The sequence below is a fragment of the Bradyrhizobium sp. i1.15.2 genome, from assembly GCF_040548425.1.
GTDB classification, from domain to species: Bacteria; Pseudomonadota; Alphaproteobacteria; order Rhizobiales; family Xanthobacteraceae; genus Bradyrhizobium; species Bradyrhizobium canariense.
Genome location: NZ_JBEPRQ010000002.1, coordinates 219,904 through 244,150, shown reverse-complemented (window position 1 = coordinate 244,150; position 24,247 = coordinate 219,904). Strand labels below are relative to the sequence as shown.

At 64.6% G+C, this 24,247-nt stretch carries 23 protein-coding genes; 10 read left to right on the top strand and 13 right to left on the bottom strand.

Annotated elements, in window-relative coordinates; translation table 11 throughout:
- Window positions 1-2: 2 nt before the first annotated feature.
- Entirely contained in the window at window positions 3-368 is a 366-nt protein-coding gene (locus ABIB80_RS05985) for a nuclear transport factor 2 family protein (protein WP_007599358.1), read from the top strand.
- A 344-nt stretch (window positions 369-712) separates the two neighbouring features.
- On the opposite strand, the gene ABIB80_RS05980 is transcribed toward ABIB80_RS05985, so the two are convergent.
- Entirely contained in the window at window positions 713-1,633 is a 921-nt protein-coding gene (locus tag ABIB80_RS05980; RefSeq protein WP_007599357.1) for an amino acid ABC transporter substrate-binding protein, read from the bottom strand.
- Window positions 1,634-1,645: 12 nt separating this feature from the next.
- Window positions 1,646-2,941: a dicarboxylate/amino acid:cation symporter gene (locus ABIB80_RS05975; protein ID WP_007599356.1), complete on the bottom strand. Its 1,296-nt coding sequence runs from the start codon at window positions 2,939-2,941 to the stop codon at window positions 1,646-1,648.
- 207 nt (window positions 2,942-3,148) lie between these two features.
- Here ABIB80_RS05975 and ABIB80_RS05970 point away from each other — a divergent pair, with 207 nt between their 5' ends.
- The 4 genes from ABIB80_RS05970 to ABIB80_RS05955 all read left to right on the top strand — a co-directional run bounded on the left by ABIB80_RS05970 (window position 3,149) and on the right by ABIB80_RS05955 (window position 8,175).
- The gene (locus tag ABIB80_RS05970) at window positions 3,149-4,150 is read left to right on the top strand and encodes an NADP-dependent oxidoreductase (protein WP_007599355.1); all 1,002 of its coding nucleotides are present in this window, start codon (window positions 3,149-3,151) and stop codon (window positions 4,148-4,150) included.
- A gap of 151 nt (window positions 4,151-4,301) precedes the next feature.
- A complete protein-coding gene (locus ABIB80_RS05965) occupies window positions 4,302-5,156 on the top strand; it encodes a cysteine rich repeat-containing protein (RefSeq protein ID WP_007599354.1) in 855 nt (284 codons plus the stop codon).
- Window positions 5,157-5,425: 269 nt separating this feature from the next.
- Window positions 5,426-6,565, top strand: a complete 1,140-nt coding sequence (locus tag ABIB80_RS05960) for an FAD-dependent monooxygenase (RefSeq protein ID WP_007599353.1) — start codon at window positions 5,426-5,428, stop codon at window positions 6,563-6,565.
- Window positions 6,562-8,175 (top strand): benzoate-CoA ligase family protein, encoded by a 1,614-nt coding sequence (locus ABIB80_RS05955; RefSeq protein ID WP_007599352.1) that lies wholly within the window; start codon window positions 6,562-6,564, stop codon window positions 8,173-8,175. Before ABIB80_RS05960 ends, ABIB80_RS05955 begins: the two co-directional genes overlap by 4 nt.
- 115 nt (window positions 8,176-8,290) lie before the next feature.
- Here ABIB80_RS05955 and ABIB80_RS05950 read toward each other — a convergent pair whose 3' ends face one another.
- Both ABIB80_RS05950 and maiA read right to left on the bottom strand, forming a co-directional pair.
- Complete coding sequence (locus ABIB80_RS05950; protein ID WP_007599351.1) at window positions 8,291-8,800, bottom strand: MarR family winged helix-turn-helix transcriptional regulator; 510 nt, start codon at window positions 8,798-8,800, stop codon at window positions 8,291-8,293.
- A complete protein-coding gene (gene maiA / locus ABIB80_RS05945) occupies window positions 8,790-9,422 on the bottom strand; it encodes a maleylacetoacetate isomerase (protein ID WP_007599350.1) in 633 nt (210 codons plus the stop codon). Before maiA ends, ABIB80_RS05950 begins: the two co-directional genes overlap by 11 nt.
- Before the next feature lie 90 nt (window positions 9,423-9,512).
- On the opposite strand from maiA, the gene gtdA reads away from it, so the two are divergent.
- The gene (gene gtdA, locus ABIB80_RS05940; protein WP_007599349.1) at window positions 9,513-10,553 is read left to right on the top strand and encodes a gentisate 1,2-dioxygenase; all 1,041 of its coding nucleotides are present in this window, start codon (window positions 9,513-9,515) and stop codon (window positions 10,551-10,553) included.
- Between the two features lie 111 nt (window positions 10,554-10,664).
- Here gtdA and ABIB80_RS05935 read toward each other — a convergent pair whose 3' ends face one another.
- The 4 genes from ABIB80_RS05935 to ABIB80_RS05920 are packed head-to-tail and all read right to left on the bottom strand — an operon-like array spanning window position 10,665 to window position 14,674.
- Window positions 10,665-11,489, bottom strand: a complete 825-nt coding sequence (locus ABIB80_RS05935) for an ABC transporter permease (protein ID WP_007599348.1) — start codon at window positions 11,487-11,489, stop codon at window positions 10,665-10,667.
- A complete protein-coding gene (locus tag ABIB80_RS05930; protein WP_354127135.1) occupies window positions 11,482-12,255 on the bottom strand; it encodes an ABC transporter ATP-binding protein in 774 nt (257 codons plus the stop codon). Before ABIB80_RS05930 ends, ABIB80_RS05935 begins: the two co-directional genes overlap by 8 nt.
- Before the next feature lie 16 nt (window positions 12,256-12,271).
- Window positions 12,272-13,276 (bottom strand): ABC transporter substrate-binding protein, encoded by a 1,005-nt coding sequence (locus ABIB80_RS05925; RefSeq protein WP_007599346.1) that lies wholly within the window; start codon window positions 13,274-13,276, stop codon window positions 12,272-12,274.
- A 33-nt stretch (window positions 13,277-13,309) separates the two neighbouring features.
- Window positions 13,310-14,674, bottom strand: coding sequence for an FAD-dependent oxidoreductase (locus ABIB80_RS05920; RefSeq protein ID WP_007599345.1), 1,365 nt, complete (start codon window positions 14,672-14,674; stop codon window positions 13,310-13,312).
- 113 nt (window positions 14,675-14,787) lie between these two features.
- Between ABIB80_RS05920 and ABIB80_RS05915 the strand changes: the two genes are divergently transcribed.
- Window positions 14,788-15,672 (top strand): LysR family transcriptional regulator, encoded by an 885-nt coding sequence (locus tag ABIB80_RS05915; protein ID WP_007599344.1) that lies wholly within the window; start codon window positions 14,788-14,790, stop codon window positions 15,670-15,672.
- 45 nt (window positions 15,673-15,717) lie between these two features.
- On the opposite strand, the gene ABIB80_RS05910 is transcribed toward ABIB80_RS05915, so the two are convergent.
- The 3 genes from ABIB80_RS05910 to ABIB80_RS05900 all read right to left on the bottom strand — a co-directional run bounded on the left by ABIB80_RS05910 (window position 15,718) and on the right by ABIB80_RS05900 (window position 19,723).
- A complete protein-coding gene (locus ABIB80_RS05910; RefSeq protein ID WP_007599343.1) occupies window positions 15,718-17,754 on the bottom strand; it encodes a methyl-accepting chemotaxis protein in 2,037 nt (678 codons plus the stop codon).
- Window positions 17,755-17,770: 16 nt separating this feature from the next.
- The gene (locus tag ABIB80_RS05905; protein WP_007599336.1) at window positions 17,771-18,757 is read right to left on the bottom strand and encodes a TRAP transporter substrate-binding protein; all 987 of its coding nucleotides are present in this window, start codon (window positions 18,755-18,757) and stop codon (window positions 17,771-17,773) included.
- Window positions 18,758-18,919: 162 nt separating this feature from the next.
- Entirely contained in the window at window positions 18,920-19,723 is an 804-nt protein-coding gene (locus ABIB80_RS05900) for an enoyl-CoA hydratase-related protein (RefSeq protein WP_007599334.1), read from the bottom strand.
- Between the two features lie 154 nt (window positions 19,724-19,877).
- On the opposite strand from ABIB80_RS05900, the gene ABIB80_RS05895 reads away from it, so the two are divergent.
- Window positions 19,878-20,852, top strand: a complete 975-nt coding sequence (locus ABIB80_RS05895) for a ketopantoate reductase family protein (protein WP_007599333.1) — start codon at window positions 19,878-19,880, stop codon at window positions 20,850-20,852.
- A 4-nt stretch (window positions 20,853-20,856) separates the two neighbouring features.
- On the opposite strand, the gene ABIB80_RS05890 is transcribed toward ABIB80_RS05895, so the two are convergent.
- Window positions 20,857-21,534 carry an alpha/beta hydrolase family protein gene (locus ABIB80_RS05890; RefSeq protein ID WP_007599332.1) on the bottom strand — a complete coding sequence of 226 codons (678 nt, stop codon included), beginning with the start codon at window positions 21,532-21,534 and terminating at the stop codon, window positions 20,857-20,859.
- 126 nt (window positions 21,535-21,660) lie between these two features.
- On the opposite strand from ABIB80_RS05890, the gene ABIB80_RS05885 reads away from it, so the two are divergent.
- Window positions 21,661-22,806: an acyl-CoA dehydrogenase family protein gene (locus ABIB80_RS05885; protein ID WP_007599331.1), complete on the top strand. Its 1,146-nt coding sequence runs from the start codon at window positions 21,661-21,663 to the stop codon at window positions 22,804-22,806.
- Between the two features lie 17 nt (window positions 22,807-22,823).
- Here ABIB80_RS05885 and ABIB80_RS05880 read toward each other — a convergent pair whose 3' ends face one another.
- On the bottom strand, window positions 22,824-23,708 hold the full coding sequence (locus tag ABIB80_RS05880) for a LysR family transcriptional regulator (RefSeq protein WP_007599330.1): 885 nt from the start codon (window positions 23,706-23,708) through the stop codon (window positions 22,824-22,826).
- A 106-nt stretch (window positions 23,709-23,814) separates the two neighbouring features.
- Between ABIB80_RS05880 and ABIB80_RS05875 the strand changes: the two genes are divergently transcribed.
- Window positions 23,815-24,243: a DoxX family protein gene (locus ABIB80_RS05875; RefSeq protein ID WP_219684571.1), complete on the top strand. Its 429-nt coding sequence runs from the start codon at window positions 23,815-23,817 to the stop codon at window positions 24,241-24,243.
- The last annotated feature ends 4 nt before the right edge of the window (window positions 24,244-24,247 follow it).

The following is a 24,247-nucleotide window of genomic DNA, read 5'->3' as shown; positions in this document are numbered from 1 at the left end:
CAATGACCGACCCGATCACCATCGCCCGCCGCTATATCGACCTCTGGAACGAACGTGCAGCCGATCGCCGGCGCGAACTGCTGAGCCAGAACTGGACGGCGGATGCGAGCTATGTCGATCCCCTGATGAAGGGCGACGGCCATGACGGCGTCGATGCGCTGATCGCAGGCGTGCAGCAGCGCTTTCCCGATTTCAAGTTCAAGCTGATCGGCGAGCCCAACGGCTACGGCGACCATGTCCGCTTCAGTTGGGGCCTTGGTCCTGATGGCATCGACAGCCCGATCAAGGGGACGGATTTCGCCGTGCTGAAGGACGGCCGCATCAGGAGCATCACGGGATTTCTGGACCAGGTGCCCGCCGGCGCGTGAGCGCGCGCTGATCGTTGCTGCGCCCTCTCCGCTGGTAAGGCAGGGCAATCGCATATGGATTTCACGAGGACCGCGGGCTTGCTCCGCCTCTCCCGCTTGCGGGAGAGGCCGACGCGCCCCGGGCGATGCGCAGCATCGTCCCGCGCGCGGCGGGTGAGGGCTCTCACCACACAGGGACATCCTGCGCAATTCTCAGCAATCCCGACGCGGAGACACCCCCACCCCAGCCCTCCCCCGCAAGCGGGAGAGGGAGCCCACTGCCGATGGGGCCGCATCGTGCACGCGATATGCAATTGCCCTGCCTTGTAAGGAGAGAGGGCGCAGCGGCGCTCATCGCACAAGCGCTAGTTATTCGCGCTCGCGGAATCGTCCATCGCCTTGAAGGCTTCCTCCAACTGCAGCGAGATCGGCACGTTCAGCCGCTCGCCGGTCGGAAGCCGTGCGGTGAACCATTTGTTGTAGAGCGGAACGAGGTCGTGGTTGGAGCCGAGCTTGCGGAAGGTACGGTCGACCACCGCCGCCAGTTGCGGTTCGCCCTTGCGGAACATGATGCCGTAGGGGTCGTAGGACAGGTAATCGCCGGTGACGCGGAACTTGTCCTGCGCCTTGTGGCGCACGATCAGGCTGGACAGCAGGATATCGTCGGTCGCGAACGCATCGGCCTTGCCGTCGACGAGCATCTGGTATGACTGTTCGTGATCGGCACCGACAACGATGGTCAGTCCCAACGAGGACTTCTTGTCGGCCGCCTGGATCGCCTGCTCGTTGGTGGTGCCCTTCGTCACCACGATGGTCTTGCCCTTCAGATCAGTCAGTGACTGGACGCTGGAGGCCTTCGGCACCATCAACTTGGTGCCGGCGACGAACATCAGCGGCGAGAAGGCGACGCGCTTGGCGCGTTCGGCATTGGCCGTGGTCGAGCCGCATTCCAGGTCGATCTTGTTCTGGAGCACGGCGTCGATGCGGTCATCCGAGGTGACCTTGACGTAGGCGATCTTGAGATTGGGATCGTCGACCTCGACGCCGATCTCCTCGACGATCGCCTCGCAGAGCTCGAGGCTGTAGCCGATCGGCCGGTTGGCCTGGTCGAGGAAGGAGAACGGCGGCGAGCTCTCGCGATAGCCGAGCCGCACGGTGTGCGCGGTCTTGATCGCTGACAGCGTCGGGCTAAGCCCTTCGCTGCCACCGGTCTGGGCGGAGGCACCCGTGGCCAGCTGGCACGCTGCCAGCAAGAGGCCGCCCGATATCGCCATTGAAAGGCGCATGATGCACTCCGATCAATGGCTGGCCATCGCGGGCACTTCGCCAGGGATCATGTCCCCCGGCACGGCATCGCCCGCTCCAAGCTCGTGCTCGGGCCCGAGCTCGCCTTCCCACTTGGCCACGACCGAGGTCGCGAGTGTGTTGCCGATCACGTTGGTGGCGCTGCGGCCCATGTCGAGGAATGTATCGATACCCATGATCATCAACAGCCCCGCCTCGGGGATGCCGAATTGCGACAGCGTCGAGGCGATCACCACGAGGGAGGCGCGCGGCACGCCGGCGACGCCCTTCGAGGTGATCATCAGGGTCGCCAGCATCGCGAGCTGCGTGCCGAGCGGCATGTCGATGTGATAGCTCTGCGCGATGAAGATGCTCGCGAAGGTGCAGTACATCATCGTGCCGTCGAGATTGAAGGAATAGCCGAGCGGCAGCACGAAGCTCGAGATCCGCGACGAGGCGCCGAACTTGTTCAGCCCCTCCAGGGTTTTCGGATAGGCCGCTTCAGAGCTCGCAGTGGAGAACGCGATCATCAGCGGCTCGCGGATCAGCTTCAGCAGATGGGCGTAGCGCGGCCCGATCACGATGAAGCCCACGACCACCAGGATGCCCCACAGCAGCGCGAGCGAGAGATAGAAGCCACCCATGAAGACGATGAGCTTCCAGAGCACCAGCAGGCCGTTCTTGGCAACCGTCGCGGTGATGGCGGCCCAGACAGCGAACGGCGCGAACAGCATCACATAGCCCGTCACCTTGAGCATGATATGGCCGATGTCGTCGATCAGCGCCAGGATCGGCTTGGAGCGCTCGGGCATTGAGCCCATCGCCACCGAGAAGAACACGGCGAAGATCACGATCTGCAGGATCTCGTTCTGCGCCATCGCATCCGCGATCGAGGTCGGGATCAGATGGGTCAGGAATTTTTCGATCGAGAAGGCGGAAACCGGCAGGCCCGTCGACTGCGCCTTGTCAGGCAACGTACCGGGGAAGTTCGCGCCGGGCTGGAGCAGATTGACCATCACGAGGCCGAGCATCAGCGAGACGAAAGAGGCGCTGACGAACCAGCCCATGGTCTTGGCGAAGATGCGGCCGAGCTTGGAGCCCGAACCCATATGAGCAATGCCGCCGACCAGGGTCGCAAACACCAGCGGCGCGATGATCATCTTGATCAGGCGCAGGAAGATCACGGCGATCAGGTTGATGGACGAGGCCCAGTCGCCCCGCGTGTCGGGCAGGAAATTGTAGATCGCCGCGCCCATGATGATGCCCAGCACCATCGCCACCAGAATGAATTGCGTAAACCTGTTCGACATTGAACACCCCCGCTACACCGATCGCTTCATGATGTCGCAGATATGACGGCTGCGCAACACGCTTGGCGTGCGACCGTCGGGGCGGATGTTCCCGTTGCGAAACTGGCGCCCGCGATCTAGCCTGCATGCAGCGCACAACGAAAGCGGCTTGCACGTTTTTCTTGCGGCAGCTGCATCAATAATCGTCAACGACCGAGGGGAAACATCATGAGCGGCAGCGTCAATCGTCAGATTCTTCTGGTGGAAAAGCCCAGCGGCAAGCTCGGTCCCGAGCACTTCAAGATGGTCGAGGGTGTGGTGCCTGAGCCGAAGGACGGCGAGGCCTTGCTGCGCGTGCGATACATCTCGCTCGACGCCGCCAACCGCGCCTGGATGCACGGCGCGACCTATCGCTCAGCGGTCGAAGCCAACAGCGTGATGGCCGGCGGCGCCATCGCCGAGGTCATCAGCTCGAAGGCGCCGGGGCTTGCGCCCGGCGACATCGTGTTCGGCGACACCGGCTGGCAGGAGTTGGCGGCAGTGCCCGCCAAACATCTCACCAAGATGCCGAAGCTCGAGCCGATGACGCATCTGCTCAGCGTGTTCGGCATCGCCGGCCTCACAGCCTATTTCGGCCTGCTGGAGATCGGCAAGCCCAAAGAGGGCGAGACGGTCGTAGTCTCCGCGGCCGCGGGCTCGGTCGGCTCGATTGTCGGGCAGATCGCGAAGATCAAGGGATGCCGCGTGGTCGGCATCGCCGGCGGCGCCGACAAGTGCAACTGGCTGACCTCCGAGCTCGGCTTCGATGCCGCCGTCGACTACAAGGACGGCGCGGTGTTCAAGGCGCTGCGCGCGGCGGCTCCGAAGGGCATCGACGTCTATTTCGACAATGTCGGCGGCGACATTCTCGAAGCCTGCCTGCCGCAGATGAACAATTACGGCCGCATCGCGTGCTGCGGCGCGATCTCGCAATATGACGGCGCGCCCTCGGCACACGGCCCGCGCGGCGTGCCCGGCCTGATCGTGGTGAAGCGGCTCGTCATGCAGGGCTTCATCGTGATGGACTACATGAAGGAAAGCCAGCGTGCGCTCGCCGATCTCCAGGCCTGGGTCACGTCCGGCAAACTGAAGGTGCAGGAGGACATCATCGACGGCCTCGAGAACACGCCGAAGGCGCTGATCGGATTGCTGGCGGGCGAGAACCGCGGCAAGCGGATGGTCAAGCTCTGACGACCTAGTTACGTCGCAATTGCAACGCCAATATCTACTTGCGGTAGAGGTCGCGGCGGCCAATGATGTCGCGCGCGGCATCACCCGCGACGATTGTTTGCATCACTTTTGAAAAAATGTCGGCGTTACCGACAGGGCAGGATTCACTCGGATGTTCAACACGTTGAAACATGCATCAGCACGCGGGGCGTTGCTGGCGGCGGCTCTGTTCGCAACTGCAGCAGGCGCATTCGCACAGGCACCGACCGAGGCGCAGAAGAGCGCGATCCGCTCCGCATGCCGCTCGGACTTCATGGCGCACTGTTCGAGCGTCACGCCCGGCGGCGTGGAAGCCTATCAATGCCTGCAGAAGAACATGTCCAGCTTGTCATCGGGATGCCAAACCGCGGTTCGCGCGGTCGAGCCTGCTGCGGCGCCGAAGACCGAAGCCGCGCCGAAGACCGAGGCTGCACCCAAGGAGGCCGCACCCAAGGCGGAGGCCGCGCCTGCCGCGCCGAAGGCTGAAACCGCTCCCGCCGCAAAGCCGGCTGCGGCGGCCGCGCCCAAGGCTGCTGCAGCCGCCGCTGCAGCCAAACAGCCGAGCAGCGCGCAGGTCGCTGCCGTCAAGAGCGCGTGCCGCGCCGATTATCCCACGGTGTGCGCCAGCGTGCCACCGGGCGGCGCGCCTGCGCTCGAATGCCTGGAGAAGAACAAGGCAAAGGTTTCGCCGGCCTGCGAGAAGGCCGTGAGCGCCGCGGCCGGCGGTGGCGCGGCAGCAACGGCGGCACCTGCGGGCGCAGCTCCTGCGGCAGCTGCACCGGCAGCCGCGCCCGCCGTGATCGTGCTGCGCCCGCTGCGGCCACGCGAAGAGCTGTTCATCGTCCAGTCCGCATGTCGCGAGGATGTCCGCACGCTGTGCGGCAGCGTGGCGCCAGGTGGCGGTCGGATCATCCAATGCATTGCCAGCAACGCCGCGTCGCTGTCGCCCGCCTGCAAGGACGTGCTGGCGCCGTTCGCTGCGCGCTAGAGAAGCGTGCCATCCGGTGGTCCGCTTTACCAGGGGTGCTGGTGGACGGGGTCTACGTGAAGCGCTGCGTCTGACGGGGCGGATGGCCAAGCCGCCACGGTTTGGCTATGCTTCGCAAGGTCACTGCTCCGGACACGCGCCAAACGCGCGTCCGGACGTGAGCTTCGGCGTGCCGCGCGCCTTGCCGATAATTCCGCTGGCGCGGGCGACCCGAGCACATTAGTCTACCCCTAGATAGTAAGTATACTGTCAATCAGGGAGGACAGACGTTGCGGATCGCCGTGATCGGCGGGGGGCCCGGTGGGCTCTACTTCGCCTATCTCTGGAAGAAGCGTCACCCCGAGGATCAAGTCGACCTGTTCGAACAGAACCCGGCCGACGCGACCTGGGGCTTTGGCGTGGTGTTTTCTGACCAGGCGCTGGAATTCCTGCGCGCCGACGACCCCGAGACGGTCGACGCGATCGCGCCGCATATGGAGAGCTGGGAGAACATCACCCTGAACCTGAGCGGCGACAGCGTCGCCATCGACGGCGTCGGCTTCTCCTCGATCGGCCGGCTCGAGCTGTTGCGGTTCCTGCAGCAGCGCGCACTCGATGTCGGCGTCACCCCGCGCTTCGACACGCCAATTCATGCGATTGACCAGCTCAACGGCCACGATCTGATCGTCGCTGCCGACGGGCTGAACTCGCTGGTGCGCCGCGCCTTCGAGGGCGATTTCGGCACCTCGCTGTCCTACTCCTCCAACAAGTTCGTCTGGTACGGCACCTCGAAGCGCTTCGACACGCTGTCGCAGACCTTCGTGAAGACCGACCGCGGCGCCTTCAACGCCCACCACTACCGCTACTCACCGACCATGAGCACGTTCCTGGTCGAATGCGATCACGCGACCTGGCAGGCCTACGGTTTCGCCTACAAGGACGTGGAGCAGTCCAAGGGTGTCTGCGAGGAGGTGTTCGCCGACACGCTTGGCGGCCGCTCGCTGGTCTCCAACAAATCGGTCTGGCGCAACTTCCCCTGGGTCTGGAACGAGCACTGGTCGTTCAAGAACATGGTGTTGCTCGGCGACGCGCTGCATTCGGCGCATTTCTCGATCGGCTCGGGCACGCGGCTCGCGATCGAGGACGCCATTGCGCTGGTCAAGGCGCTGGAATCGGATGCGCACCTGTCCACTGCCCTGCATCGCTACCAGGCCGCGCGAAAGCCGGTGGTGCAGAAGCTCGTCAACGCCGCGCGGACCAGCGCTTTCTGGTACGAGCACTTTGCTCAGCACATGCAGCAGGGCCTGATGGACTTTGCCTACAGCTACATCACCCGTTCGGGCCGCATCGACGACTCCCGCCTGCGCGCGATGTCGCCGGCCTTCATGGCGCGCTACGAAGCCGCCAAGAACGGTGGGGACGAGGCATGAGCGGGCAGATTAACGATCAGGTGCCCGCCGACTGCGCGGGCGCGCGCGAGATCGGCTTTTCCGTTCCGCAGGTCTACAATGCCAGCCGCGTTCTATTCGACAATCTCGCAAGAGGATGCGGCGACAAGCTCGCACTCATTGGCCCCGCGGGGACGCGCAGCTACGCGGAGCTCTGCGCGGAAGCCTGCCGCTGGGGCAACGGCTTTGCCTCGCTCGGCCTCAAGCGCGGCGACCGCGTACTGCTGTTCCTCGACGATACCCCGGCTCATCCGGCCGCGTTCTTCGGCGCGGTACGTGCCGGCTTCGTGCCGCTGCTCATCAACACGCTGACGCCGCCGGATCTGCTGCAATTCTATCTCGCCGATTCCGGCGCTTCTGTTGCGGTGGCGGATGCCGAGTTCTGTGCACGATTCAACGCCGAGGCCTGCAAGGACACGGGCCTGCAGACGCTGATCGTCGTCAATGGCGCGGTGGGCGATCACGCCGCACCGAACGCCGTCTCTGCCGCCGGCTGGCTTCCGCAATTTCCGGCCGAACTCGCGGAAGCCGACACGCATCGCAACGAGATGGCGTTCTGGATGTACTCGTCCGGATCGACCGGCCGGCCCAAGGGCATCGTGCATCTCCAGCACGACATGGCCTATAGTGAGGCCGCCTTTGCGCAGAACGTCTTGAAGCTGACGCCGGATGACATCTGCTTCTCGGTGCCGAAAATCTTCTTCGCCTATGGCTTTGGCAACGCGATCACCTTCCCGTTCTCGGCGGGCGCGACGACGCTGCTGTTGCCGGGCCAGCCCAAGCCCGCGGCGATCTTTTCGGCGATCGAGCAGTACAAGCCGACGGTCTTCTTCGGCCTGCCGACGCTCTATACATCGCTGACCAAGGCCGAGGGGGCCGACAAGACCGACTTCTCGTCGCTGCGCATGGCGCTCTCGGCCGCCGAGGTGCTCTCGGCCGACGTCTTCAACGGCTGGAAGACGCTCACCGGTCTCGAGATCGTCGAAGGCCTCGGCTCGACCGAGGTGCTGCACATCTATCTCTCCAACCGTCCCGAGCGGAAGAAGCTTGGCGCCGCCGGCCTGCGCGTGCCCGGCTACGAGGTCGCGCTGCGCGACAAGGACGGCCGCGATGTCGCCGACGACGAGGAAGGCATCTTGTGGGTGCGCGGCGATTCCAACACGCCGCTATACTGGAACCGGCCGGACAAATCCGCCGAGACCATCCGCGAAGGCGGCTGGATCTACACCGGCGACCGCTTCGTCCGCGATGCCGACGGCTTTCACTTCTTCCGCGGCCGCGCCGACGATCTCATCAAGATCTCCGGCCAGTGGGTCTACCCGCTCGAGGTCGAGCTGTGCCTCGCCGACCACCCGGACATCCGCGAATGCGCGGTGTTCGCCGCCGAGCTGCCGGACCGGCGCATGACGCTGAAGGCGGTCGTGGTGATGAACAGCCGCGCGGCGGATCAAAGCGAAGCGACCCGCAGGCTGCAGGATTACGTGAAGGGCAAGCTGCTTCCGTACAAATATCCGCGCGAGGTGATCTTCATCGACGAGCTGCCGAAGACCGGCACGGGGAAGATCGACCGGCAAGCGCTGTTGCGGATGTGAGCCTCCGCTGTCATCGCCCGCGAAGGCGGGCGATCCAGTACTCCGAGACGGCGAGTTATGCAGAGAAGCTGCGGCGTACTGGATTCCCCGCCTTCGCGGGGAATGACAACCAGGATTAAGGCGCCTTCCCCAGATGCTCCAGCGCGTCCTCCGCCCGGAGCGGCACCCGCGACGCCTCGTTGTTGAGATCGACGAGCTGCGCCAGGAGCCCCATCAGTGCCTTGCGGTCCGCCGGCTTGAGCGGCTCCAGCATCCGCATCTGGGCGCGTTCGACGGCGGGAATGATGTCACGCAGGATCGCCGCGCCTGATTTGGTCAAATAGAGCAGCTTGATCCGCTTGTCTTCCGGCGCCGGCCTGCGCTCGACGAAATCCTTGGCCTGAAGCCGCTCGATCACGCTGCCGAGCGTGGAGCGGTCGAAGGCGATCACCGCGGACAGTCGCGTCGCGTCGATGCCGGGGTGGGTGTGGATCGCGATCAGCGCCGCGTATTGCACCGGCGTGAGGTCGAACGCCTTGCACTCCTCCATGAAGATCGAGACCGCGATCTGCTGCATGCGCCGGAACAGATAGCCCGGCGCGGCATAGACTGCGTCTATCGTGATCGGAGGCGGCTTACTCGGCATCGGGCTGGTTCTCCGGCGCGGCGTTGACGAACGCCGGCAGCGCCTTGGCCGCGGCTTCCGCCTTAAGCAGGCGCGGATAGGCCGAGACGTCGACGCCGAAGCGGCGCGCATTGGCGAGCTGCGGCACCAGGCAGAGATCGGCGAGCGTCGGCGCATCCCCGAAGCAGAACGGGCCCGGCTCGGCCCTGATCAGCGTCTCGCAGGCCGCGAGGCCCTCGCGGTTGACCCAGGCCGCCCAGTCCTGAACCTTCTCCTCGGCAAGGCCAAGCTCGCGCAGCCGCGCCAGCACCTTCAGATTCTGTACGGGGTGAGTGTCGCAGGCGATCGCCAGCGCAAACGCCCTCACCTTGGCGCGCTGCAACGCATCCCCCGGCAACAGCGGCGGGTTGGGATGGGTCTCGTCGAGCCATTCGATGATGGCGACCGACTGGGTCAGCACTGCGCCCGCATCGTTCTCGAGCGCGGGCACCAGGCCCTGCGGATTGATGGCGAGATAGGCCGGCGCGCATTGCTCGCCCTTACGAAGGTGATGCGGCAGGTGCTCAGCACCGAGACCCTTCAGGTTCAGTGCGATCCGTACCCGGTAGGCGGCGCTGGAGCGGAAATAGCCGTGCAGCTTCATCGGAACCCTCCCGTTTCGTTCTTGTTCGCACGTTGACGCTACCTAGATCGTAAGTATACTGTCAATCAACAAAACGACGGGAGCCGCACCATGGAAGCCGTGACCAAGACGCCGGAACGCGAGGCGTTCTACAAGAAGATCGACGGCGAGAACCTCACCGCGCTCTGGACGGTCATGAGCGATTTGATCACGCCGGAGCCGAAGAGCGCCTGCCGGCCGCATCTGTGGAAGTTCGACATCATCCGCGACTACATGACCGAGGCCGGCAAGCTGATCACGGCGAAAGAAGCCGAGCGGCGCGTGCTGGTGCTGGAAAATCCCGGCCTGCGCGGGCAGTCGAAAATCACCACGTCGCTCTATGCCGGCGTGCAGATGGTGGTGCCCGGCGACGTCGCGCCCGCGCACCGGCACAGCCAATCGGCGCTGCGCTTCGTGCTCGAAGGCAAGGGCGCCCACACCGCGGTCGACGGCGAGCGCACCGCGATGGAGCCCGGCGACTTCATCATCACGCCGTCGATGACCTGGCACGATCATTCCAACGAGACCGACCAGCCGATGTTCTGGCTCGACGGTCTCGACATTCCGCTGGTGCAGTTCTTCGACTGCTCTTTCGCGGAAGGCTCCAACGAGGACCAGCAGAAGATCACAAGGCCCGCCGGCGACAGTTTTGCGCGCTACGGCCACAATTTACTGCCGGTCGACGTGAAGCGGAGCTCGAAGACGTCGCCGATCTTCAGCTATCCCTATGCCTACACGCGCGAGGCACTGGAGAAAGCCCGCACGAGCCAGGAGTGGGACGCCTGTCACGGGCTGAAGCTGAAATTCAGCAACCCCGAGACCGGCGACTTCGCGATGCCGACCATCGGCACGTTCATCCAGTTGCTGCCGAAGGGCTTCAAGACCGCGCGCTATCGTTCGACGGACGCAACGGTGTTCTGTCCGATCGAAGGCCACGGCCGTACCCGCATCGGGGACTCGACCTTCGAATGGGGCCCGCGCGATTTGTTCGTGGTGCCGAGCTGGCAATGGGTCACGCACGAGGCCGACATGGATGCGGTGCTGTTCAGCTTCTCGGATCGCCCCGTGCAGCAGAAGCTGGATTTGTTCCGGGAGGATCGCGGGAACGCGTGAATGTCGTAGGGTGGATTAGCCGAAGGCGTAATCCACCATCGGTTTCTCCACGGCGACACAAGGTGGTGGGTTACGCTTCGCTAACCCACCCTACGGCTGCAGTGACTGCGGCTATCGCCAGTGCAAGAGCCGTATCTCCAGCCAGTTGATCACCCGCCCCACGATCAACCCAAACACCGATAAAATCACCACGCCCGCGAGCAGCTGATCCGTCTGCATCAAATTGCCGGCCTGAAGCACGAACGCGCCGATGCCGTACTGCGCGCCGATCATCTCGGCGCTGACGACGAGCAGCAGCGCCACCGACGACGTGATGCGGAAGCCGGCGAGGATCGCGGGCAGCGCGCCCGGCCAGACCACCTTGCGCACGATGGTGGCGAACGGCACGTTGAAGCTCTGCGCCATGCGGATCAGGTTGCGCGGCACCGCGTCGACGCCGCTATAGACCGAGATCGCGGTCGAGAAGAACACCCCGAGCGCGATGGTCGCGATCTTCGGCTCTTCACCGATGCCGAGCCAGAGGATCAACAGCGGCAGCAGCGCGATCTTCGGGATCGGGAACAGCGCCGAGATGAAGGTGATGCCGACGCTGCGCGCCAGCCGCGAGAGGCCGATGGCAAAGCCAACCGCGACACCGGCCGCCGTGCCGAGCAGCCAGCCGACACCGATGCGCAGGAGCGACGCGGAAAGGTGCTGCCACAGCGCACCCGAGATCGCGAGCTGGTAAATTGCACGCGCGATCGCCGATGGCGGCGGCAGGAACAGCGGATTGACGAGGCCGGTGCTGCCGGCCGCCTGCCAGATCGCAATGACCAGCGCGAGCGCGATCCAGCCGCCGAAACGGCTGCTCGCCGGCACGAAGCCGGCGCCGCGAAAGCGGACGCGTCGGACCGCTTCATCCTTCGCAGATGGTCCCGCCGGAGCGCGATCAAGCATGCTGAACCTCGCGCTCGGCATCGATCGCCTCGTTGCGGATCAGCGACCAGATCTGGTTCTGAAGCGCGAGCAGCTTTTCACGGGCTGCAATGTCACCGCGCTCGGTGCGCGTCATCGGCACGCTGACGACCTCCCGAATGCGGCCAGGACGCCGCGACAGCACCACGATGCGGTCGGCAAGCCGCGCCGCCTCTTCGAGATTGTGGGTGACATAGACCGCGCCCATGCCGCCATCGGCGAGCAGCCGGACGAAATCCTCCATCAGCAGTTCGCGGGTCTGCGAATCCAGCGCCGACAACGGCTCGTCCATCAGGAGAATGGCCGGCCTGACCCCAAGCGCGCGCGAAATGCCGACGCGCTGGCGCATGCCGCCGGACAGCTGCTTTGGATAGGTTTTACGAAAATCGGTCAAGCCCGTGCGGCGCAAGGCGTCGTCGACCAGCGCGCGGCGCTGCACGGGCGAGAGCTGGGTGTGCAGCAGCGGGAATTCGACGTTCTCCTCCACATTGGCCCAGGGCAGCAGCCCAAAGTCCTGGAACACGAAGGTGAGCGGATTGAGACTGTCCGCCGGCGGCGATCCACGCAGCTCGGGCGCGCCGGAGGTCGGCAGCAACAGCCCACCAAGGATCGACAGCAGCGTGCTCTTCCCGCAGCCCGACGGCCCCACGATCGCCACCACCTCGCCCGCGCTGACCGTGAACGAGACGTCGTCGAGCACGGCGAGCTCGCCGAAGCGATGGGTGATGTGGTTGGCGATCAGGTCCATGCGTTGCGTTCTACTCTCAATCCGCCTTCACAAAGTCCTTTGCGATGATCGCGTTCGCGTCGAAGCCCTTGTCGGCAAAACCCTGCTCCTGGAGCCATTTGATCTGGTTGTCGACGTTTTTCACATCCAGCTTGCCGTCGGGATCGATATAGGCGCAATTGCCGACCACCTGCTCCACCGGCAAATTGGTATATTTTGCGATGATCTCCAGCAGTGGCTTTGTCTTGTCGTTGATCGGGGCGACACCGTCCTTCATCGCGGCAAGGATGACGTCGTGATATTCGCGGTCGGCTTTTGCCAAAGCGCTGAGCAGCTTCGTCACCAGCACCTTGTTAGTCAGCGTCTTCGGCGAAGCGAACACCGCGCCCAGTTGCCAGGGTGTCTCGTCGCCGACCCAGCCGAGAAACTTCGCACCGCCGTCGTCCATCAGCTTTCGCGCCGTGGAGATCGGCAGCAGCGCTGCATCCACGGTCTCGCCCTTCAGCGCGGCCGCGGCATTCGACAGCGATTGCAGCGGCACGATCTTCACGTCGGCAAGCTTGAAGCCGTATTTGTCGGCAAGCAGGCCGAGCGAATAGTGAAAGGACGAGCCAACCTGCGTCATCGCCACGCGCTTGCCCGCGAGGTCCTTCGGCGTCTTCAGACCGCTCGCATAGGCGTTGTTGCTGGCGAAATAGCCGATCAGGGGATAGCCGGCCTTCTCGCGGCTCATGCCGCCGATCACCTTGAGCACGCCCTTGCCGGCGAGATTGTAAAGACCGGCGGTGAAGGCGGTGACGCCGAAATCGATATCGCCGGATGTGGTGGCCACCGCGATCGGCTGCGCCGCATCGAAGAATTTCAGCTCGACGTCGAGGCCGGCCTCGCGGAAATAGCCCTTGTCCTGCGCGATGAAGACGGGCGCGGAGGAGGACAGCCTGAGCACGCCGATCCTGGCCTTCAGCGCGTCCTCGGCTCGGGCCGTGCCCATCGCTGTGATCGCCATCAGGCTAGCTAGCGCGAGCCGCACAATCCCGGTCATTTCGTTTCCTCGCCGTCGTTATCTTGCAGTCGGTTACAGGCCCTCGGGCACGGGCTGGTCCCGTCCGATGAAGGCGCCCTGTTGTTTCAACGTTTCCTGCAGCTTTTCAACCGGGATGTCACGCGGGATCCGGTTTCCGGAGAGCGCCAGCGCGGCGGCGGAACCGGCGGCCTCCCCCATCACGAAACAGGCACCGGAGACCCGGGCCGCCGATTGGCCCTCATGGGTCATCGAGGCGCAGCGGCCGGCGACCAGCAGATTGTCGACGCCTTCGGGCACCAGCATCCGGTAAGGCAGCTCGTTATAGCCGCGCGATTCCGGGATCGGCGGGAAGGTGAAGACGACGTCGCCGGGGACATGGGCCTCGATCGGCCAGCCATTGACCCCGATGGAATCCTCGAACGAGGCGCAACCGAGCACGTCCTCGCCGCTGAGCTGATAGCCGCCATTGATGCGGCGGGTTTCGCGGATGCCGAGCTGCGGCGGCAGGTCGACGATGTAGGATTTTTCAAAGCCCGGCACGGTGCGCAGGAATTCGAACGCGGCGAGCGCCTGCTTGCGGCCCTCGATCTCGCCGCGGGTGAGATCGTCGGGCACGATGCCGTTGATGGCATGGCCGTCCTCGCGCGCCACTTGCGTAAAATTCACCCGCCATTCGATGCCGGACTTTTGCGGCCGCACGATCGCGCTCTTGCGCGGGAATGTGTGGGTGCCGGCGGCGGTGGCCTGCTCCATCAATTGCGGGATGGTGCGCCAGGCATCGCCCGCCTTCGCGGGATCGATGCCGTTGAGACGGAGCATCATCGAGGGATACATCGGATGACCGTGCTCGTCGCCGAATTCGAACGGCGCGCCGGCCCACACCGCAAGATCGCCGTCGCCGGAGCAATCGATGAAGATCTCCGACCGCACCGCCTGCCGGCCCGCCTTGGTCTCGACCATCAGCGCATCGATGCGGCTGTTATCGCCCATCACGACGCCGGCGCCGAGCGCGTGGAAGAGGATGTGCACCTTGTGACTGGCGAGCAGCTGGTCGGCCGCGATCTTGTAGGCGGCGGTGTCGTAGGCCTGGGCGAAGACCTTGCCGAGGATCAGATGCGGCGCGTTGAGGCCGTTCAAATGATCGATCCGCGCCAGCAGCTCGGACGCCATGCCCTGCACCAGCCGGTGGGCCTCGCCGTAGACATTCCCATGCAGGCCGCAGAAATTGGTGACGCCGGCAGCGGTGCCCATGCCACCGAGAAAGCCGTAGCGCTCGATCAAGAGCGTCTTCCGTCCCGCGCGTGCACTTGAGGCCGCCGCGACGATGCCGGCCGGACCGCCGCCGAGCACCACGACTTCATATTCGCCGTAGAGCGGCACCTGGCGCGCCGGTTCTTCGATCGTGGTGGCCTGCATGGCGCGTCCCGTCCCTGAAAATCTCTTGCTTGGGCGGACTATGAATTAACGCAAGTGGGGCTACAATCTACCAAAATAAGCGATCACCTTTCTCGAATCGCGAAAGGCCGAAAATGGACATCCTGGTAAACCTTCAGGCGTTCCTCGCCACCGCAGACGCCGCCGGATTTTCCGCCGCGGCGAGAAAACTCAATGTCGCAACTTCGGTGGTCGCAAAGCGGGTCACCCAATTGGAGACGCGGATCGGCACGCCGCTATTTCATCGCTCGACGCGGCAATTGCGGCTGACCGCGGCCGGCCAGGAATATGTCCAGAGGGCGCGGAGCGTGGTCGCCGATGTCGGCGATCTCCTGTCGCGCATGGGCGAGAAAGGCCATGATCTTATCGATCATTTGCGTATCAAGGCACCGACATCGCTGACCATCGCCCGGCTTGCCGATGTGTTCAGCACCTTCCAGACCCAAAACCCGAAGCTGAAACTCGAAATCGTCTTGATCGACCGTCCCGTCGATCCGGTGACCGAAGGCTTCGATATCGCCATCGGCGCGTTTCCGCATTCGTTCGGCGGTGTGGTCGACGAGCCCCTATGCCGATTGAAGCGCTTGTTGTGCGCGTCGCCGGCCTATCTCAGGGCGCACGGCGTGCCGCGACATCCGCGCGATCTGGTCGATCATCGTTGCCTGAGTTTTCTTCCCACCGGTCCGGACTGGGTGTTCGACGGGCCGCGCGACCGTATCACGGTTCAGGTCCGGCCGCTGTTGAGTTCGAACGAGGGCCACGTGCTCGTGAAAAGCGCGATCGCCGGCAACGGCATCGCCTTCATCTCGCACTACCTTGCGGAAGAGGCCCTACGTCAAGGCACGTTGCAGGTCGTGTTGCCGGATTTTCCAATCCCGGATTTATGGGTGAAGGCAACCATTCCAGAGCGACGGGTCCAGGCTGCAGCGGTTCAGGCGTTATTGCGCGAATTGAAGAGCTCGCTGTTGCCGGTGCTGTGAGGCCCGTTTCGTTGGCACCCGCGGCATCGCCGGTTTCTCGGGAATTCAGGCCGCCGAGCGGATGGTGTGGAGGAAGTCGTCGACGTTCGACTTCATTGAATCCGCCTGCTGCTTCAGGGCCGCTGCGACCGTAAGAGCGGCTTCGGCACCGGCGTCGGTCTCGCCCGCCACCGCGCGCACCTGACCGATTTCCTGCGTCACCGCCGTGGTGCCGTTGGCCGCCTCTTCGACGTTGCGCGCGATTTCGCCCGTTGCCGCGCCCTGCTCTTCGACCGCCGCGGCGATCGCGGTGGCGATGTCGGCCATTTCCTTGACGGTGGTGCCGAACTGCTTGATCGCCTCGACCGATTGGCCGGTCGCGCTCTGGATCGTCGCAATCTGGCTGGCGATCTGCTCGGTCGCCTGCGCTGTCTGGGTCGCGAGACTCTTGACCTCGCTGGCGACGATCGCGAAGCCCCGGCCGGCGTCGCCGGCGCGCGCCGCTTCGATGGTCGCGTTCAGCGCCAGTAGATTGGTCTGGCTGGCGATGGCCTGAATCAATTGAATGATGGTACCGATCTTTTCAGCCGCATCCGACAACCCATGGATCAAATCGGAGGTTCGGTTGGTCTCGTCGGTCGCCCGGTTCGAGACCGCGACGGAGCGGTGCACCTGGCTCGAGATTTCGCGGATCGAGGCCGCGAGCTGCTGGGTGGCGGAGGCGACGGTCTGCACGTTCATCGATGCCTGCTCGGCGCGGGTCGCGACCGCTTCGGCGAGCCCGCGACCGCGCTCGGCGACCTTTGCCAACTCCTCGGCGCTACGCCCCATGTCGTCGGCCCGGCCACCGACACCGGCAATCACCCCCTGCATGCCCTGCTCGAAGCGGCCGGCAAGATCAGACATCATGCGGGCACGGTCGGCCTCGGTGGCTTCGCGCTGTGCCGTGGCCTCGCCTTCCATGCGACGAACCGCCAGTGCATTTTCGCGGAACACCTCGACGGCACGCGCCATGCGGCCGATTTCGTCGCGCGATTCGCCGCCGGGAATGGGCTCATCGAGCTCGCCCGCCGCCAGCGATTGCATCCGGTCCGTCATGCCGCGAATCGGGCCGGATACGCTGGCTCCGATAAGCCATGCGAGCACCGCTCCCAGCAGCAGCGCGCCGGCCGCGGTCGCGATGACGGTCCGTTTGGTTTGATCGACCGCTGCCGAGGTCTTGTCGCCCTGCTCGGCGCGCACGGTGCCGAGCTTCGCATTGATCTTGTTGACTTGATCGTCGATCGCCGCACTCGCCTTCTTCAATTCGGCCTGCCTGGCGCGCAGATCGGCGGCGACCTTGATGACCTCTTCGAGCGCCGTCGTGTCGGCGGCGATCGCGGTCTTGAGTGCTGCGACCAGCGTCTTCAATTTGGGGGCGTCCACCGTCGCCAGCTCAGCCTCGGTGTCTGCGATCGCCAATTGGGCGTAGGACAACGCCTGCCTGGCGTCGTCGGCATCGCCCGTCGACAAAGTGGATCCATAGCGCATCACGGTGACGCGCAGCGCGTCGACGACGCCGGCCAGGCGCATCGGGTTGACAAGTCGTTCCGCATCTTCCGGGCGATTGGCAAGCGCAACCTGAATGCCGCCGACATTGAGGCCGGCGGCCGCGCCCTGGGCGTCGGTCTTCGTGGTGGCGGCGCGCAGCCGATCCGCGGCATCCGCCGCCGCGGTGAACGACGCACGATAGGTTTCCAGCGCCGTCTTGACCGGGCCGATGCCTTCCGCGATCGCTTGCAGTTTGCCGAATTGCCGATCGGCCTGATCGGCCAGTTTGCCCACGCCGTCGATCGCCTTGGCTGCGGCATCCTTGTCGCCGACATTCCAGGTCCGGATGAATTTCTCGACCGCCGAGTTCGCTTCCAAGAGCGCGGCACGCGCCTGCGACATGCCGGCGTCGCCAGCCGCGCTGGTCACGAGGTCATTGACCGTTCCGCCGATCCGCTCGACCTGAACCACGGCGAAGCCCGCGAGCAGGACCAGAAAGCTGAGAACCAGCGCGAAACCGCCGAACACGCGCGGACGGACACCGACCCGGGACATCATGTGCGATAATTTCATGGGAATCCCGAAATTCTTACTGGGTGGACCGGATGGTGGCGAGCAGATCCTTGCCGAACCGCTTCTCGAATTCCTGATCGAGCGGCTTGACCGCGTCGACGAAGGGTTGGCGATCGAATTTCTCGATCACGTCCATGCCGCCGCTGCGCACCTGCTCGAGCGCCGCGGCATCGAGCTTCGCCTGCCATGTCGCCTCCGCCCCCGCTTTTGCCTGCGCGATCAGTGTTGCCTGGTCGGCCGGAGTGAGCTGCTCGAACATGGCACGGTTGGCGATGAACACGATCGGCGCGAAGAAGTGGCCGGTCAATGTGAGGTATTTCTGGACTTCATAGAGGCGGGAGCCGGCAATGGTCGGCACGGGATTTTCCTGCCCATCGAGCCGGCCGTCCTTGAGCGCGGTATAGACCAGCGGAAATTCCATCGGGACCACTTCGGCACCGAGCGCCTTGAACGTCATCTGATAGATCGGGTTCGGGATCACACGAATCTTCAGACCCTTGATATCGTCGGGGCTGCGAACGGGCCGCTTGGAATTCGTGACGTTGCGGAAGCCCTGTCGGCCAATCGCCAGCAAGGTCAGCCCCTTATCGCCGAATTTGGCGGCGATTGCGGCGCCTGCCGGACCTTGCGCCACGGCTTTGGCGTGAGCCGTATCGCGAAACAGGAAGGGAATGTCGAACACGCCGAGTTCGGGGACGACCGCACTGACCACCGAACCCGACAGCACCGCCATATCGACGGCGCCGGCCTGCGTCGCGGCGAGAATGGCGTTCTCGCTACCGACTGCATTGGTGGCGCGCTGGTCGATCACGATGGGCTTGCCGGGCAATGCCACCAGCTTCTGGCGAAACTCATCCGCCCCGATCTGCTGCGGGCTCCCCAGCTGGGAATTGAACGCCAGAGAGACCAGTCGAGGTGAAGCGGCAACCGGATGCAGGACCAGCAGCGTTGCCGCCGCGACGATCGATCCGGCCTTCCAAAATCCCAGAACTTCTCTGTGCATCCGACACCATGGCGTGACAATTGTCGTAACCATAATGGTCGGGAATGATTGAACTCTTAAGGATGGCCCCGCGGAATTACGGGGATTCGAATCGATCCCGCGTGCAGGATTTGGGGAAGGTGCACGATGCAGATCGTATCGGGTTGCTGCTGAGCGGCGCGCTCAGGCCTTGCCGCCACTCCAATTCGCCGCGCGCTTCTCCGCGAACGACGCCAGCCCCTCCGCGGCTTCCGCACTCTGGCGCTTGACCGAATGCAGGTGCACGAGCCGCTCGTAGGCGGCATCGTCCACCGCCATTCCGCCGAACGAGCTCTCCAGTGCCAGCCGCTTGGTCTCGGCCATCGCTTCAGGTCCGTTGGCAAGCAACTGCTCGACCACCTTCGCGCTGGCGGCTTCCAGCTCGGCGAGCGGCACCACCTCGTGGACGAGGCCGATGCGGCGGGCGTCCTCGGCGCCGAAACGTTCACCGGTCAGCGCGTAGCGGCGGACTTGCCGTACACCAATGGCATCGCAGAGCTGCGGGATGATGATCGCCGCCGTGAGGCCCCAGCGCACTTCGGTGATCGAGAACAGGGCGTTGTCGGCCGCGATCACGACGTCGCAGGCTGCGATCACGCCGGTGCCGCCGCCAAAGCAGCCGCCCTGCACCAGCGCGACCGTCGGGATCGCCAGCGTGTTGAGCCGCTGCACGGCCTCGAACGTCGCACGCGACGCGGCCTCATTCGCATCAGTCGATTGCGGCCGCACGCCGTTGATCCATTTGAGGTCGGCGCCGGCCTGGAAATGCTTGCCGTTGCCCTTGAGCACGACCACGCGAAGGTTGGGCTTGCTGCCGAGATCGTCCATGGCCGCGAGCACGCCCGCGATCAATGCACCGTCATAGGCATTGTTCACTTCGGGCCGATTCAACGTGACGGTCGCAACCCCACGCGCATCCAGGGTCCACAGGACGGGGCTGTCGGTCATCGGTGTTCCTCCGCTCGTTTGTTTGGCGCGTACTATGGCCGAGGCACCGCACCTTGATCCATATCTTTCGAGCGTAGGGCAGCCGCGTCCATCGCATGGCGGCTTGTGTCATGCTGTCGCGGGGCGGCATCAAGGGATCAGGGACGGACATCACATGCGCATCTGCATTTTCGGCGCGGGCGCCGTCGGCAGCCATCTCGCGGTCAGGCTGGCCCGCGCCGGCCACGAGGTCTCGTGCGTAATGCGCGGCGCGCACCTGGAGGCGGTCCGGGCCAACGGCCTCAAGCTGCGCGTCGGCGATTCCGAGGTCTCCGCCAAGGTGAACGCCTCGGGCGATCCGGCCCAACTCGGCCCCCAGGACGTCGTGATCAGCACCTTGAAGGCAACCGCGTTGACCGGGCTGGTCTCCAGCCTCAAGCCGCTGCTGCAGGACGACACCGCGATTGTGTTCGCGCAGAACGGCATTCCCTGGTGGTACGGGATCGGCCTGCCGCCGCGGCACCCGACCCCGCCGGACATCTCCTTCCTCGACCCGGGCGGGCGCTTGCGCGCCTGCATCCCGAAAGAGCGGATCGTCGGCGGCGTGGTCTTCTCCTCCAACGAGGTAATCGCGCCTGGCGTGGTGCAGAACCTGACGCCGGACCGCAACCGCCTGCTGATCGGCGAATGCGACGACCGCAATTGCCAGCGCATCACGACGCTCCGCGGTGTCTTCACGGACGCGCGGCTGGAATCGCCACCGGTCGCCGAGATCCGCGAGGCGATCTGGTCAAAGCTGCTGACCAACATGTCGTTGTCGGTGCTGTGCCTGCTCACCGGCCAGACCGCGCGCGGCGTGCGCGACGATCCTGCGTTCGCCGAGGTCATCCCGCGGATGCTGAACGAGGCCAACGAGATCGCCCAGCACTTCATCCCCGAGGTCAAGCGCGTGAGCCGCAGTGGTCCCGCGCCCAATCACAAGCCGTCGCTGCTGCAGGACTACGAGCTCGGCCGCGCCATGGAGATCGACGTCCTGGTGAAGGCGCCCCAAGCCTTCGCGCGCACCGCCGGCCTGTCGACGCCGACCCTCGATCTCATTGCCGCGCTCGCGATCCAGAAGGCGCGCGACAAGGGGCTATATTCGGCGTGAGATTTCAGGCGAGCTTGTCGATCCAGTCCGCGAGCGTGTCGAGCACCTCCGCAAGCGCCTCTTCGTTGCTGCGACCGGACTTTTTCAGCACCGCGAAGGAGTGATCGCCGCCCTCGATCTCGTGCAGCGTCGCCTTCGGGGCAAGAGCGGCGATGACGGGCTTGAGGAGGCCGAGATCGGCGAGCCCATCGCGGGTGCCTTGCAGGAACAGCATCGGGATCTCGATACGGGCAAGGTGCTCGGCACGCTCGGTCGATGGCTTCTTGTCGGCGTGCAGGGGAAAGCCAAGGAAGGCGAGCCCTTTGACATCAGGCAGCGGCGTCTTCGACTGCGCCTGCGACGTCATGCGCCCGCCGAAGGATTTTCCGCCCGCAACGAGCATCACACCGGGGCAGAGCCGCGCGGCTTCCTCGACTGCCGCGCGGATCGTGGCATGGGCGACCACCGGCTGGTCGGGACGGCCCTGTTTGTTTTCCATGTAGGGAAAATTGAAGCGGAACGTCGCGATGCCGCGGTTCGCGAGCCCCTCCGCAATCTTGTCCATCGATGCGTGCCGCATCCCTGCACCGGCACCATGCGCCAGAACGTAGCAGGCGCGCGCCTTGTCCGGCTGCGTCAGGATCGCTGACACCGTGCCGATGCGCGCGATGTCGAGCTTGAGCTCTTGAGTTTTGACAGCCACAATCAACCATCCCGAAAGACGCGTTTCCGGTCGCCTTGGTAGCGTCACCGGCGCAGCCTGAAAACACAATAATTGCCGCCGAAGGCTGGCCTACCAAGCCGGCAAGCCGCATTGACCGAGGTGACCATGTCCTACCGCTCCTCCTGGATGACCGAAGAGCTCGAAATCTTCCGCGATCAGTTCCGGAAGTATCTTGCCAAGGATCTGGCCCCGCATGCCGAAAAATGGCGCGAGCAGAAGATGGTCGACCGCTTCGCCTGGCGCGGGCTCGGTGAGATGGGCGCGCTGCTGGCAAGCGTGCCGGAGGAATATGGCGGCCTCGGCGCGACCTTCGCCTATGATGCCGCCGTACTCGACGACCTCGAAAGCACGGTGCCGGAGCTGACGACCGGCGTCTCCGTGCACAGCGCCATCGTCGCGCACTACATCCTCAATTACGGCTCCGAGGAGCAGAAGAAGCGCTGGCTGCCGAAGATGGCCTCGGGCGAGATGGTCGGCGCCATCGCCATGACCGAGCCCGGCACCGGCTCGGATTTGCAGGCCGTCAAGACCACCGCCAGGAAGCAGGGCAATTCCTACGTCATCAACGGACAGAAGACTTTCATCACCAACGGCCAGGCCGCCGATCTCGTCATCGTGGTCGCGCGCACCGGCGATGACGGCGCCAAGGGCATTTCGCTGATCGTGGTCGAAACATCAGGCGCGGATGGATACAAGCGCGGGCGCAACCTCGACAAGATCGGCCTGCATGCTTCCGACACCTCAGAGCTGTTCTTCGACAACGTCACGGTCCCGCCGGACAATTTGCTCGGCGGCGAAGAAGGCCAGGGCTTCGTGCAGCTGATGCAGCAATTGCCGCAGGAGCGCCTCGCGCTCGCGGTCGGCGCGGTCGCCGCGATGGAGCGCGCCATAAAACTCACCGTCGACTACACCAAGGAGCGGAAAGCGTTCGGCAAGCCGCTGATGGATTTCCAGAACACCGCCTTCAAACTCGCCGAGCGCAAGACCGAAGCGATGATCGCCCGCGTCTTCGTTGACTGGTGCGTCGAGCGGCTGGTCGCCAAGGACCTCGACACCGTCACGGCGTCGATGGCGAAATACTGGTGCTCGGAGAAGCAGGTCGAGACCGCCGACGAATGCCTCCAGCTGTTCGGCGGCTACGGCTACATGCAGGAATATCCGATCTCGCGCATCTTCATCGATTCCCGCATCCAGAAGATCTATGGCGGCACGAACGAGATCATGAAGCTGTTGATCGCGAGGTCGCTCTAATCAGCTCGCTTAGCCGGCTATCTCATCCGCTTGTCGGCCGCGACGAAATCGATGAACGTCCGGACCTTGGCGGAGAGGTATTTGCGGCTGGGATAGACCGCGAACAGCTTCCCCTCAAAAAGGACCTGCCCGGGCATGACGTGCTCGAGGCGGCCGGCGGTGATATCCTCCGCGACCAGCCATTTCGGCAGGAAGGCGAGGCCCATGCCTTCGAGCGCCGCCATGTGCAGCAGCGTTTCATTGCCACTGCGCAGCACCGGATTGAGCTTGACGGTCTCGGTGCCGTGCTCGCCCTCGAAGGAGAAGCTTTCACCCGGGTACAGCGCGTAGTGCAGCATCGCCTGGCCGGCGAGATCGGCAAGTTTGGTCGGGCGCCCTGCGCGATCGAGATAAGCGGGCGCGCCGACCATAAGGAACGCAACCTTGGTGATGGGCCGCGCGATCAGCGCCTCGTCGGGCGCGGCGGTCGCGCGAAGTGCGAGATCGAATCCCTCCTCGACCAGATTGACCATCCGCCCGCTGAGATCGACGTCGAGGCGCACTTCGGGATAGCGGCTTTGATAGCCGGCCAAAATTCCCGCGAATAGGGCGTTCGCCATCCACACCGGCGCGGTCAGCCGCAGCGTGCCGCGCGGAACGACCGTCGCTTTGCTGACGGCGGCTTCGACCTCATCGAGGGAGTCGAGCATCTGCCGCGCCTGCTCGAAATAGAGCGCTCCGCTTTCGCTCAGGCTGACGCGCCGACTGGTGCGGTTGAGCAGTCGCGTGCCTAGCCGCTTCTCGAGCTGCATCACATGCTTGCTTGCCATCGCGGGCGAGATGCGCAGGCGTTGCGCCGCGGTCGCGAAGCTCTTCAGCTCGGCCACAAGGCAGAACACCCTCATGCTGACTAAGGAATCCATGAAATCATCAACACCCAGGAAATGAACTAATCCCGGGACGCATAATGATCAAATATGAGGAAACTATCAAATGGTGGCGACCGTCACCTTTTTTGGAGAACCACCCGTGTCCACCACCGCCTTCGAGACTGCCTCCCCCGGCCGCGCCATTCGTATCGGCCTTTGGGTCGCACAGGCCCTGCTCTTTTTCGTTTTCACCGCGGCCGGGCTGGTCAAGCTGCTGACGCCGATTCCAGAGCTTGCCGCGATGATGCCCTGGGCCGGCCAGTATTCCGCAACGTTCGTCCGGTTCATCGGGCTGGTCGATCTCGCCGGCGGAATCGGCATCCTGCTGCCGGCGCTGACGCGGGTCCTGCCCCGGCTGACGGTGTTGGCTGCACTGGGCTGCTCCATGTTGCAGGTGTTGGCGCTCGTCTTCCACATCTCGCGCGGCGAGGCGCCGGTCACGCCGCTCAACGTCGTTCTGCTCGCGCTCAGCCTGTTCGTGTTGTGGGGGCGCGACCGCAAGGCGCCGATCGCGCCGCGTCAGTTCTGAACAG

Coding starts and splice junctions, on each gene's coding strand:
- ABIB80_RS05915 (WP_007599344.1), top strand. CDS start 14,788: ATGGACATCCTGGTAAACCTTCAGGCGTTCCTCGCCACCGCAGACGCC.
- ABIB80_RS05900 (WP_007599334.1), bottom strand. CDS start 19,723: ATGACCGACAGCCCCGTCCTGTGGACCCTGGATGCGCGTGGGGTTGCG.
- ABIB80_RS05920 (WP_007599345.1), bottom strand. CDS start 14,674: ATGCAGGCCACCACGATCGAAGAACCGGCGCGCCAGGTGCCGCTCTAC.
- ABIB80_RS05965 (WP_007599354.1), top strand. CDS start 4,302: ATGTTCAACACGTTGAAACATGCATCAGCACGCGGGGCGTTGCTGGCG.
- ABIB80_RS05970 (WP_007599355.1), top strand. CDS start 3,149: ATGAGCGGCAGCGTCAATCGTCAGATTCTTCTGGTGGAAAAGCCCAGC.
- ABIB80_RS05895 (WP_007599333.1), top strand. CDS start 19,878: ATGCGCATCTGCATTTTCGGCGCGGGCGCCGTCGGCAGCCATCTCGCG.
- ABIB80_RS05985 (WP_007599358.1), top strand. CDS start 3: ATGACCGACCCGATCACCATCGCCCGCCGCTATATCGACCTCTGGAAC.
- ABIB80_RS05935 (WP_007599348.1), bottom strand. CDS start 11,489: ATGCTTGATCGCGCTCCGGCGGGACCATCTGCGAAGGATGAAGCGGTC.
- ABIB80_RS05975 (WP_007599356.1), bottom strand. CDS start 2,941: ATGTCGAACAGGTTTACGCAATTCATTCTGGTGGCGATGGTGCTGGGC.
- ABIB80_RS05950 (WP_007599351.1), bottom strand. CDS start 8,800: ATGCCGAGTAAGCCGCCTCCGATCACGATAGACGCAGTCTATGCCGCG.
- gtdA (WP_007599349.1), top strand. CDS start 9,513: ATGGAAGCCGTGACCAAGACGCCGGAACGCGAGGCGTTCTACAAGAAG.
- ABIB80_RS05980 (WP_007599357.1), bottom strand. CDS start 1,633: ATGCGCCTTTCAATGGCGATATCGGGCGGCCTCTTGCTGGCAGCGTGC.
- ABIB80_RS05910 (WP_007599343.1), bottom strand. CDS start 17,754: ATGAAATTATCGCACATGATGTCCCGGGTCGGTGTCCGTCCGCGCGTG.
- ABIB80_RS05930 (WP_354127135.1), bottom strand. CDS start 12,255: ATGGACCTGATCGCCAACCACATCACCCATCGCTTCGGCGAGCTCGCC.
- ABIB80_RS05925 (WP_007599346.1), bottom strand. CDS start 13,276: ATGACCGGGATTGTGCGGCTCGCGCTAGCTAGCCTGATGGCGATCACA.
- ABIB80_RS05885 (WP_007599331.1), top strand. CDS start 21,661: ATGTCCTACCGCTCCTCCTGGATGACCGAAGAGCTCGAAATCTTCCGC.
- ABIB80_RS05905 (WP_007599336.1), bottom strand. CDS start 18,757: ATGCACAGAGAAGTTCTGGGATTTTGGAAGGCCGGATCGATCGTCGCG.
- ABIB80_RS05955 (WP_007599352.1), top strand. CDS start 6,562: ATGAGCGGGCAGATTAACGATCAGGTGCCCGCCGACTGCGCGGGCGCG.
- ABIB80_RS05880 (WP_007599330.1), bottom strand. CDS start 23,708: ATGGATTCCTTAGTCAGCATGAGGGTGTTCTGCCTTGTGGCCGAGCTG.
- maiA (WP_007599350.1), bottom strand. CDS start 9,422: ATGAAGCTGCACGGCTATTTCCGCTCCAGCGCCGCCTACCGGGTACGG.